Source organism: Streptococcus sp. KHUD_018 (assembly GCF_054861215.1).
Map to the genome: position 1 here is coordinate 2,081,133 of NZ_CM142176.1, position 11,303 is coordinate 2,092,435.

An 11,303-nucleotide genomic window follows, 5' to 3' on the forward strand; every position below is an offset into this window, starting at 1 on the left:
TCATATTTTATCTATTATTTAAAATAATTTAGTCCCATTGCTCCCTTAACTTCAGATAGAGTTTGCCCTGCAACCTCACGAGCTTTTTCACTACCTTTCTGAAGCATATTGTACACTTCACCCATATCCTTAGCAAATTCGATACGGCGCTCACGAATAGGACCAAGTTCGCGTTCGAGTATTTCAAGTAGATAACGTTTCGTCTTCACATCGCCAAGACCACCTCGTTGATAATGTTCTTTCATATCAGCAATGTCTTGAGCATCTTCAGGACGACCAAAAACATCTAGATAATGGAAAACCATATTTCCTTCAATCTTACCTGGATCCTCGACTCGAATATGGTCTGGATCAGTATACATGCTCATGACTTTTTTACGCAAGGTATCCGCATCATCAGCTAGATAAATACCATTATTAAGGGATTTAGACATCTTGGCATTTCCATCTAAACCAGGCAAACGTCCTGCTCTCTCATTTTCTGGATAAATACCTTCTGGTTCCACCAAAACATCACAGTTATATGCGTTGTTAAAAGAACGAACAATTTCACGAGTCTGTTCAATCATTGGTTTTTGGTCTGTTCCTACAGGAACATAATTAGCCTTAAAGGCTGTGATATCAGCTGCTTGCGCAATTGGATAAACCAAAAATCCTGTCGGAATACTTTCTCCAAATCCTTTCTGAGCAATCTCTGTTTTTACTGTCGGATTCCGTTCCAAACGAGCTAGTGAAACCAAATTCATATAGTACATAGATAATTCAGCCAACTCTGGAATTTGACTTTGAATAAAGATAGTTGATTTACTTGGATCCAATCCAACTGCTAAATAATCCAAGGCAACATTCCCAATCGATTCTACAATCGTTTGAGGATCTTTGGCGTGATCTGTCAATGCTTGTTGGTCCGCCAAAAAAACAAACATGTCATACTTGTCTTCTTCCTGCAGTAATACTCTATTTTTAAGACTCCCAACATAATGTCCAATATGCAGTTTTCCTGTTGGGCGATCTCCTGTTAAAATAATGGGTTTCGTCATTTTTTTCTCCTTCGAAATGGTCTCTTCAATTATAGCATTTTTTTGTTAAAATAACAGAAAATTATTTAAATCAAACAACTAACTCATTGTAAACAAAACTGTAAACTTAATTGACATAAAATTGACAAACAAAAATTTGAATATTTCTCTCTTTTCTAGTAGAATAAATATATTACATATTATAGGAGAAAAACATTGCTTACAGTATCTGATGTTTCACTACGTTTTAGTGATCGCAAACTTTTTGATGATGTCAATATCAAATTTACAGAAGGAAATACATACGGATTAATTGGTGCTAATGGTGCTGGGAAGTCTACATTCTTAAAAATCTTAGCTGGTGATATTGAGCCAACAACTGGTCACATCTCTCTTGGTCCAGATGAACGCCTCTCTGTTCTCCGTCAAAATCATTTTGACTATGAAGATGAGCGAGTTATTGATGTCGTCATTATGGGAAATGAAAAACTTTATAGCATCATGAAGGAAAAAGATGCTATTTACATGAAGGAAGATTTCTCAGACGAGGACGGGGTTCGTGCAGCCGAACTTGAAGGTGAATTTGCAGAACTTGGAGGTTGGGAAGCAGAAAGTGAAGCATCTCAATTACTTCAAAACCTAAATATTCCAGAAGAGTTGCACTATCAAAACATGAGCGAATTGGCCAATGGTGACAAGGTGAAGGTTCTCCTTGCTAAAGCACTTTTTGGCAAACCAGATGTTCTTCTCTTGGACGAGCCAACTAACGGTTTGGATATCCAATCAATTACTTGGCTAGAAGATTTCTTGATTGACTTTGATAACACCGTTATCGTTGTATCCCATGACCGTCACTTCCTCAACAAAGTGTGTACTCATATGGCCGACCTTGACTTTGGAAAAATCAAACTCTATGTCGGAAACTATGACTTCTGGAAGGAATCTTCTGAGCTTGCTGCTAAATTGCTAGCAGACCGTAATGCCAAAGCGGAAGAAAAAATTAAACAATTGCAAGAATTCGTTGCTCGATTCTCTGCCAACGCTTCTAAGTCAAGACAGGCAACGTCTCGTAAAAAAATGCTTGACAAGATTGAACTAGAAGAAATTGTGCCATCTAGTCGTAAATATCCATTTATCAACTTTAAAGCAGAGCGTGAAATTGGTAATGATCTCTTGACAGTAGAAAACCTAACTGTAAAGATTGATGGTGAAACTATTCTAGACAATATTAGTTTCATCTTGCGTCCAGGTGATAAGACTGCTCTTATTGGACAAAATGATATCCAAACTACTGCATTAATTCGTGCAATCATGGGTGACATCGACTATGAAGGAACTGTCAAGTGGGGAGTTACTACTAGCCGTTCTTACTTGCCAAAAGATAACTCGGCTGATTTTGCAGGTGGAGAGTCAATCCTTGACTGGTTGCGTCAATTTGCAAGTAAAGAAGAAGATGACAATACCTTTCTACGTGGTTTCCTTGGTCGTATGCTCTTCTCTGGTGATGAGGTTAACAAACCTGTAAACGTCTTGTCAGGAGGAGAAAAAGTGCGTGTCATGCTTTCAAAACTCATGCTCTTGAAATCAAATGTCCTTGTACTTGATGATCCAACAAATCACTTGGATTTGGAATCTATTTCAAGCTTGAACGATGGATTGAAAAACTTTAAAGAATCAATCATCTTTGCCAGCCATGACCACGAGTTCATTCAAACTTTGGCAAACCATATTATTGTTTTGTCTAAGAATGGCGTCATCGATCGTATCGATGAAACCTACGATGAATTCCTAGAAAATGCAGAAGTACAAGCAAAAGTCAAAGAACTTTGGAAAGACTAAATAAGACTTCAAAACTCAGTTGGGGTAGCCAACTGAGTTTTCTATCATTCTACGAGGTAACATGAAATCATTTTTTAAAACATATTGGACCTATTTTGTTTCTTTCATCATTCCTTTAGTAATTATGACCGGAGTATACCTAACTCAAGGTATCTACTGGAATAGCGATACATCTCCACTATTAGGAGATGGTTTCCATCAATACGTTATTTTTGATGTGGCTTTACGAAATATTTTACATGGAAATGGTAGTTTGTTTTACACCTTTACAAGTGGCCTCGGACTGAATTTCTATGCTCTATCTAGTTATTACTTGGGTAGTTTTCTCTCACCTCTGGTTTACTTTTTTAATCTGTCGAATATGCCAGATGCTGTTTATCTGACCACTCTATTAAAATTTGGATTGATTGGTCTGTCAACCTTCTTTAGTTTGACTAGATTATTTAAAGATACCCCAAAATTTTTAAAACTGGCCTTATCAGCTTCCTATGCTTTAATGAGCTTCACTGTCAGTCAGTTAGAGATAAAAACCTGGTTAGATGTTTTCATCTTGATTCCTTTAATTATAACTGGCTTACACATGCTTATAACAGAAAAGAAGCACCTACTATACTTTACAAGTCTGTCAATCTTGTTTATTCAAAATTATTATTTTGGCTACATGACAGCTTTGTTTCTTATTTTTTGGTATCTCTGTCAAATTTCTTGGGACTTTAAAACTCGAAAATCATCTTTTCTTGATTTTGTTATTACCTCCTTTTTAGCAGGAATGGCTAGTTTGATCATGACTCTTCCTACACTGTTTGATTTACAAACTCATGGTGAGAAGTTGACTACCATCACAAAATTAAAAACAGACAGTAGCTGGTATCTGGATATTTTCGCAAAACAATTCATTGGATCTTTTGATACAACTAAATATGGATCTATACCAATGATTTTTGTTGGATTGCTTCCTTTTATTTTAACCATTCTATTTTTCACAATAAAATCCATAAGGTTTCACGTGAAACTTACCTATGTAATTTTCTTTATTTTTTTAATATCAAGCTTTTACATAGAGGCACTTGATTTGTTTTGGCAAGGGATGCATACCCCAAATATGTTTTTGCATCGCTATGCTTGGATTTTTTCTACTCTGTTGATTTATACTGCAGCAGAAGTCTTAAATCGTCTGAAAGAACTGAAGCTCTGGAATCTATTTGTCTCACTTTTTCTTGTACTGACAGGATTTTTGGCTACTGTATACTTTAAATTACACTACTCTTTTTTAACTGATTTGAATATCCTACTCACTCTTGAATTTCTACTGGTTTATGCTCTTTTACTTCTTGCAGTCATTAGAAAATTTATCTCTGTAAATCTGTTTGCAATTCTTTTGTCTTTATTTATAACAGCTGAGATAAGCTTAAATGCTTTATCTCAAATGGAAGGAATAGCTAAAGAATGGGCCTTTGCTTCTCGCAGCGCCTATAATAGAGATATCACCGCTATAGAATCCATTCTAAACCAAATTGACAATCCATTTACACGTACTGAAAAACTGCAAATTCAGACTGGAAATGACAGTATGAAATTTAACTACAATGGAATCTCTCAATTTTCGTCTGTACGAAATCGTTCAGCTAGCACTAGTTTGGATAAACTGGGATTCAAATCCTCTGGAACCAACCTCAATCTCCGTTATGCAAATAATAGTCTTTTAGCAGATAGTTTATTTGGAATCCAGTACAATATTTCTGAAAATTCACTTGATAAGTATGGCTTTCAAGAGATTTATCAAAAGGATCATTTAACCTTATATAAAAATCAACTCTCTTTACCCATTGTCTTTGCTACTCAATCTATTTACAAAGATGTAAACTTTAACAATCACACTCTAGATAATCAGGCTTTATTTATAAACCAGCTTGCTAATCTCAACTTAGATTACTTCTCCCAAATAACATCTGATAAAACAGACACTTCAGATGGTTTAACGAGCATCACAGGTTCTGCGAATGAAGATGCAAAGATTGATTATCAAATTGAGGTTCCTCAAAATAGCCAAGTCTATCTCTCTTTTTCAAATCTTCATTTTACTAATGATAAACAAAAGAAAGTTGACATCATTGTCAACGGTGAAAAAAAGACTTTTACAACTGACAATGCATTTAATTTCTTTAATTTGGGTTATACTGAAGAACAAAAAACTTTCAATATCAGTGTTAGTTTCCCTGGAAATTCTCAGGTGTCCTTTGAATCTCCAACCTTCTATCGTTTAGATACTCAGGCTCTTACTGAGGCAATTCAAAAGATTAAAGAACAACCTGTAGAAGTATCCACCTCTAAAAATAAAGTCTTTGCTACATATGAAGTAAAACAAGATACCTCTATTTTCTTCACTATTCCTTATGACAAAGGTTGGTCTGCATACCAAGATGGGAAAAAACTTGAAATCAAGCAGGCTCAGACTGGTTTTATGAAAGTTGATGTTCCAAAAGGAAAAGGCACTATTACACTTTCCTTTATCCCCAATGGTTTTGTTATTGGAGCAGCCTGCTCACTAACTGCCCTTCTTCTTTTTGGGATCTATAATCACAGAAGAAATTTATCTAAGACAGAAAAAGATTGACCAATTTCTTGGCCAATCTTTTTAATCTTCTTCCATTTTCTTAGGTTGATAAGCTAGCATACCTAAAGCAGTAAAGAAAGCTAGAGTTATAATAAGGAAAATTACTTGATGATGAATATTTCCTGTCATAGAGATTGTTTGTCGTAAGCCTGATACAGAGTAACTCATTGGTAACCAAGGATTAACAGCTTTAAAGAAATCATTTGTCAAAGCAAGTGGATAAGTTCCCGCACTTGATGCTAATTGCAATAATAGCAAAATAAGAGAGAAGAAAGCACCTAAGCGACTATTCCATGTTGTTAATGCAGTTACCATAGACATAAATGTTAAGCTTGCGATAATAATTAAGAACAAGGTTCTCATTTCATGATTTGCTGTTAGACCAATAAGATGAACGCCACCATAGACTAAGACAGCGGCTAAAACAGCTATAACTCCATTTATCTCAAAGCGAGATTTGAACCAAGCCCAGCGAGTTTCAGGATGACGACCTGAAGGTAATTTAGCAAAAATCATATTTGTTGATAATGCAGCGACAAAGAGAGCGACTGATATCATATAAGGAGCCATAGCAATCCCATTTACAGGAACTTGGTCATTGTCTGTTTTTGAGAGAACTAGTGGATCAGATAATGTTTCTGCATTTTTAGATTCTGTTGATGCTGATTTGAGTTGATCACTAGCATTACCTAGTCCTTGTCCTAAAGAAGCAACTCCTGCCTGTAAATCTTCCAATCCAGAAGTTAACTTTGTTCCACCTTCTGCAAGTTTCCCAGATCCATCTGCCAATTTATTAGATCCATTCTCTAATTGAGAAGCACCTGAAAGTAACTGACTGGATTTGTCTGCTAATTGACCAGATCCTGATTGTAATTTATCAACTCCTGCCATTAATTCTTGACTCTTTTGATTCAATTGGTTAGAGCCAGTTGATAATTTTTCAATACCAGATACTAATTCTGGAGTTTTTTCAACTAATTGACCAACTCCTGCTGTCAAGCTAGAAGATTTTTGTGTCAAGGTGTTTGAGCCTGAAACTAGTTGATCCAAACTACCTGTCAAGGTGGAATTCTTTTCACTTAGTTGACTTGCGCCCTGAGAAACTTTATCAACACCTGCAGTATATGCATTTACACCTGATGCAATCGACTGACTAGCAGGAACTAATTTACTCGTCAGTGCTCCCTGTATTTCTGTTAATCCACTTGACAATCCTGTCAAAGAAGTAGAAGCAATAGGTAATACTTGATTAGCTTGATTTTTTAACGTCGAAAGATTTGAAGATTGATTTTGTAAGTTTTCTAAACTTCCCTGTAAACCTTGTACTAAAGCTATAATTGACTGAGCCGATTGAATACTATCAGTCGAATTTTGAGATACAGAAGCACTTATCTCAGCTTGTTGCTCACTTGTCAAGGATTGATAAGCTGCTGTCGATTGAATATTTGCTAATGTAGCTGCTTTATCAGACTGAGCACTTGCTAACATTTGATTAGAAAGAGATACTATACTTGATAAAACAGAATCTAATTGTTTTGTATCTCCAACATCAATATTTTGAATAGCTTGATTTAACTGATTCAGACCAGAAGATAATTGATTAATTTGATCTTTTTTCCCAGACGAAGCATCTAACTTGCTAGAAAGTTGTTGAATCCCTTCACTTAATTGCTCCACCCCCATTCGAAGTGTAGCTGATTGATTAGATAACTGATTAGCACCTGTTGCAAGACTTCCCACTCCATTGGTGTAGGCACTAACACCAGATGAAAATTGATTAAGACCAGCATTAAGCTGAGAAACACCGCCAGTATAGGATTCTACACCAGTATATAACTGATTGATTCCTCTTACTAATTCAGGACTTTTAGAAGATAATTGACCTAATCCCCTATCTAATTGACTCACTGCACCAGTATATGTAACTAAACCACTATTAAAATTCCCTAAGCCAAGATGAAGTTGTTCAACACCAGAGACATAAGAGGATAATCCTTTAGTAAACTGCTCCGCTCCATTTGAAAAAGTTACACTTGAGTTAGCTAGAGTATTAAGATTTGTCGTCAATGTTTGACTTCCCGTCACCAACTGATTGGCTCCATTAGCCAATTGTTCACTTCCGTCAGCTGCCTTATTTATCCCAGACTTTAAGTCATTCATTTTTTGAAATAAAGCCTTGGTATACGTTTCGGTAACATTAGTGGAGACGGTTTGTTTTAATTGTGTCATTGCAGAATCACTCATCTTACTTGCAATAAAGCTATGTCCACTTGACGTCTGATAATCAATTTGCATCTGTTCAGGATGATTCGTTAGGATAGAAGTAGCTTTTTCAGATAAGTCACTTGGTAAAGTCACTACCATGTAGTAGTCACCATCTTCTAGCCCTTTTTCCCCTTCCTCTTCATTAACAAAGTGAAAATCTAAAGCCTTATTTTCTTTTAAATTAGACACCATGTCTTCACCAATTGTCATAGTCTGTCCATTATAAGAAGCTTCCTTATCTTTATTGACAACTGCCACAGGTAACTCCGATACTTGACTATATGGATCCCACATGGACGATAAAAATATAATGTTGTATAAAGCTGGAATGAGAGAAATCCCTATCATTACAATGATAAAGGTCGGTTTTTTAAAAATTTCTTTCCATTCTTTAAACATATTTCCTCCTTTTTTAAACATATTGTCTAAATTTTTGATATAATAGATTATACATTAAAAAATCTAAATTACAAGATAAAAAATACTTTTTTAGACATATAGTCTATTTTTGTGTACGAGGAGAAATTATGAAAGAAAGTAACAAACGTTTAAAAACAAAACGAATTATCGAAAATGCCATGGTTCAATTATTGATGGACCAGCCCTTTGATCAAATTTCTACTGTCAAGTTAGCAGAAAAAGCCGGAATTAGTCGTTCCAGCTTTTACACTCACTACAAGGATAAGTATGATATGATTGAACTCTACCAAAGTAAGCTATTTCATACCTTTGAGTATATTTTCCAAAAACATGCTCATCACAAAAGAGATGCTATTTTAGAAGTGTTTGAATATTTAGAGTCTGAACCACTATTAGCTGCTCTCTTGTCTGAAAATGGAACAAAAGAAATCCAAAATTTCTTGAGAAATAAGCTTCACATTATGCTTAGCACCGACCTTCAGAAACGCTTTATGAAACTACAACTCACTCCAATAGAATTAGAATACAGCAGTATTTATCTAACAAATGCCCTATTTGGTGTTTGCCAGACTTGGATTGCTCACGGAAAAAAAGAAAGTCCGCAAGAAATGACTGACTTCCTTATGAAAATGTTAGGTGATGTCAACTAAAAGAAAAAGAACACCAATGGTGTTCTTTTTTATCTGACTCCGCCAGTAGGACTCGAACCTACGACATCATGATTAACAGTCATGCGCTACTACCAACTGAGCTATGGCGGATAAAATAGTCCGTACGGGATTCGAACCCGTGTTACCGCCGTGAAAAGGCGGTGTCTTAACCCCTTGACCAACGGACCATCTATCTGTAGCAGATATAACCATTATATCAATTTCTTACTAATTGTCAATCACTTTTTAGATTTTTTCTCTAGAATATCTTTTAGTTTGCGGACTTTCAAACGAGTGATGGGGCAGCGATGATCTTCATAAAAGACAACTTCTAGATTCTTTCGATCAATTTCTCTAACATTTCCAATATTGATTAGGAAAGATTTATGAGGAGAATAAAAGCGCTGGGTATGTTTGTCCTTTTCCTGAATATCTGTCATGGTTCCATAGAATTCTTTGGCAAAATTCTTACCAATAATCCGCAACTTATGAGAAACACCTGTTGTTTCGATATACAGAATATCATGGTAGGGGATTTTCAAATCATTTCCCTTATAATTGTAATCAAAATAGTCTACAACATCTTCGTTTTCAAGCAGCATGCTTTTGGTATAGAAGATACTCTGCTCGATACGTTTTTTGAACAATTCATCATTGATGTCCTTATCTACAAAATCTAAAGCTGATACCTGATACTTATAAGTTAAAGTAGCAAATTCAGATCGACTGGTAATAAAGACAATAATAGCATAAGGATTGTGATGGCGGATAAACTGTGCCACTTCAAAACCCTTTTTCTCAATTCCGTGAATATCGATATCTAGGAAATAAAGCTGGTTTACTTCATCGTTTTCAATATATTCCTTAAACTCACGAACTTTTCCTGTTGTCTTGTAAGAAATAGGAATATTTGATTCCTCCGAGATTTCATTCAATATTCTCTCTAGTCTCACTTGATGCTCAATAACATCTTCTAAAATTAATACTTTCATTCGAATTCCCTCTTAAATCTAATAATTTGTCTAAATGTGTTGTCTTCCATCTCTGTTTCCAAAATAATGTTGTCATACTTATCTAAAATCTCTTTGACATTATTAAGCCCTAGACCTCTATTTCTTCCCTTGGTAGAGAAACCTAAGGCAAATAAGTCTTCTGAAGGCGTCATAGTGATTTTACATGAATTCTGGATGACTATAACTGTTTCAAAATCCATTTTAATGACTGCGACTTCAATTTGTTTCAAGTAACTATCTGCGGCACCTTCAACAGCATTGTTTAATAAAATACTCATGATACGAACAAGATCAAGTAAATCTATTGACAGTCTAGTAATGATATCCTTTACTTCCAATGTAAACTCTACATCATTTTTTCGTGCATAGACAATCGATTGAGCAATTAAACTTCGTAAAGCAGAATCTTCTATATTATTTAAATCAAAGTAAGTATATTTTTCTGACCTCAATTTCTGATTTGCTTTTACTAGGACTTCATTGTAAACCCTGTTAATTTCTTGTAAATCTCCACTGTCAATCGCCATTTGCATGCTGACAAGCATCCCTGCATAGTCATGACGAAAACCTCGAATTTCATTATATAACTCCACAATTTCGTCAGTATAAGTCTGTAAATGTTTTTGTTCAAATTTCTTTTGTTTTAGAGCAATCTCTTTTTCAATTTGAACCTTGTAAGAGTTCATTGCAAAGAAGGTTAAAAGGAGCCCAACAAAAACTACGGATGATAAAATACTTCCAAAACTATTTAAATGAGAAATAGTACTCACGATATCTGAAATAAAAGAGACGATATGCAGGAAGATAAATACATATAGCACTTTTTTCAAAAAAGAATAGAGATATTCTTTGTCAAAATATTTAAGTTCTAGGTTGAAATAGGTAATAATTTTTTTAATTATAAAATAGGTTAATAACAAAACTACCAAAAAGAAAAGATCTTCATGTTGTAATGCTAATTGATCTCCTGTTATAGAGGATAAAGTTACCGATATGAATGTATGGGTAGTGTGATATAAAAGAGAAATTAATAAACTAATAAAAATTCCTTTATACTTATCATATTTCTTTAATCCTCTTAAATAACCATATATCACTAAAGGGAATAAAAATTTCTCTCCCCCTAATCCATGTAAAGATACAAAATAAAAGAAAAATTCAACTACTAACTGTAATATAAATAGCCAAATGCTGAACACATATAATTCTTTTTTAGTTGTTTTACAAATCCATTCATAATTTCTGCTAAGAATAAAAAGACCTAGAATAACTATTGCCAATCCGAATAAATTCATTATTTCCTACCCTAATTTTTAATTATTTTCTTTTTTGAAAAAGAAGACTACGTATTACGTCTGGAATTCTCCTTTCCCCACCTTGAATCTCCTGCAATTCTTTCTCCGTAAGCTTTTTAAACTGTTCCAATTTAACTGTGTTTTTCATAATAAAATCTCCTGTATTGTTTTTCTTGTAAATTAACTTA

At 34.6% G+C, this 11,303-nt stretch carries 8 protein-coding genes and 2 tRNA genes; 3 read left to right on the forward strand and 7 right to left on the reverse strand.

Translation table 11 applies throughout. The features are described from left to right. Nucleotides 1-14: 14 nt before the first annotated feature. Entirely contained in the window at nucleotides 15-1,040 is a 1,026-nt protein-coding gene (gene trpS / locus ACVBD2_RS10520) for a tryptophan--tRNA ligase (RefSeq protein ID WP_000165453.1), read from the reverse strand. Between the two features lie 195 nt (nucleotides 1,041-1,235). Between trpS and ACVBD2_RS10525 the strand changes: the two genes are divergently transcribed. Continuing rightward, complete coding sequence (locus tag ACVBD2_RS10525) at nucleotides 1,236-2,858, forward strand: ATP-binding cassette domain-containing protein (protein ID WP_033605771.1); 1,623 nt, start codon at nucleotides 1,236-1,238, stop codon at nucleotides 2,856-2,858. A gap of 61 nt (nucleotides 2,859-2,919) precedes the next feature. Next, nucleotides 2,920-5,472, forward strand: coding sequence for a YfhO family protein (locus tag ACVBD2_RS10530; RefSeq protein WP_461685773.1), 2,553 nt, complete (start codon nucleotides 2,920-2,922; stop codon nucleotides 5,470-5,472). A 21-nt stretch (nucleotides 5,473-5,493) separates the two neighbouring features. Here the strand turns inward: ACVBD2_RS10530 and ACVBD2_RS10535 are convergent, their stop codons facing one another. Next, nucleotides 5,494-8,136, reverse strand: coding sequence for a YhgE/Pip family protein (locus tag ACVBD2_RS10535; RefSeq protein WP_461685774.1), 2,643 nt, complete (start codon nucleotides 8,134-8,136; stop codon nucleotides 5,494-5,496). A 128-nt stretch (nucleotides 8,137-8,264) separates the two neighbouring features. Here ACVBD2_RS10535 and ACVBD2_RS10540 point away from each other — a divergent pair, with 128 nt between their 5' ends. Beyond that, nucleotides 8,265-8,807, forward strand: a complete 543-nt coding sequence (locus ACVBD2_RS10540) for a TetR/AcrR family transcriptional regulator (protein ID WP_000665080.1) — start codon at nucleotides 8,265-8,267, stop codon at nucleotides 8,805-8,807. Nucleotides 8,808-8,844: 37 nt separating this feature from the next. Here the strand turns inward: ACVBD2_RS10540 and ACVBD2_RS10545 are convergent. The 5 genes from ACVBD2_RS10545 to comC all read right to left on the reverse strand — a co-directional run bounded on the left by ACVBD2_RS10545 (nucleotide 8,845) and on the right by comC (nucleotide 11,263). After that, a tRNA-Asn gene (locus tag ACVBD2_RS10545) sits at nucleotides 8,845-8,918 on the reverse strand. A gap of 5 nt (nucleotides 8,919-8,923) precedes the next feature. Next, nucleotides 8,924-8,995, reverse strand: a tRNA-Glu gene (locus ACVBD2_RS10550). A gap of 51 nt (nucleotides 8,996-9,046) precedes the next feature. Further along, complete coding sequence (comE, locus tag ACVBD2_RS10555; RefSeq protein WP_000866080.1) at nucleotides 9,047-9,799, reverse strand: competence system response regulator transcription factor ComE; 753 nt, start codon at nucleotides 9,797-9,799, stop codon at nucleotides 9,047-9,049. Next, a complete protein-coding gene (gene comD, locus ACVBD2_RS10560) occupies nucleotides 9,796-11,115 on the reverse strand; it encodes a competence system sensor histidine kinase ComD (RefSeq protein WP_125449717.1) in 1,320 nt (439 codons plus the stop codon). Before comD ends, comE begins: the two co-directional genes overlap by 4 nt. Before the next feature lie 22 nt (nucleotides 11,116-11,137). Then, entirely contained in the window at nucleotides 11,138-11,263 is a 126-nt protein-coding gene (comC, locus tag ACVBD2_RS10565) for a competence-stimulating peptide ComC (protein WP_125449715.1), read from the reverse strand. Nucleotides 11,264-11,303: the final 40 nt, after the last annotated feature.

What these genes read in the sequence shown, in the direction of transcription:
- trpS (WP_000165453.1), bottom strand. Translation starts at nt 1,040, where the DNA reads ATGACGAAACCCATTATTTTAACAGGAGATCGCCCAACAGGAAAACTG.
- ACVBD2_RS10530 (WP_461685773.1), top strand. Translation starts at nt 2,920, where the DNA reads ATGAAATCATTTTTTAAAACATATTGGACCTATTTTGTTTCTTTCATC.
- ACVBD2_RS10535 (WP_461685774.1), bottom strand. Translation starts at nt 8,136, where the DNA reads ATGTTTAAAGAATGGAAAGAAATTTTTAAAAAACCGACCTTTATCATT.
- ACVBD2_RS10540 (WP_000665080.1), top strand. Translation starts at nt 8,265, where the DNA reads ATGAAAGAAAGTAACAAACGTTTAAAAACAAAACGAATTATCGAAAAT.
- comE (WP_000866080.1), bottom strand. Translation starts at nt 9,799, where the DNA reads ATGAAAGTATTAATTTTAGAAGATGTTATTGAGCATCAAGTGAGACTA.
- comD (WP_125449717.1), bottom strand. Translation starts at nt 11,115, where the DNA reads ATGAATTTATTCGGATTGGCAATAGTTATTCTAGGTCTTTTTATTCTT.
- comC (WP_125449715.1), bottom strand. Translation starts at nt 11,263, where the DNA reads ATGAAAAACACAGTTAAATTGGAACAGTTTAAAAAGCTTACGGAGAAA.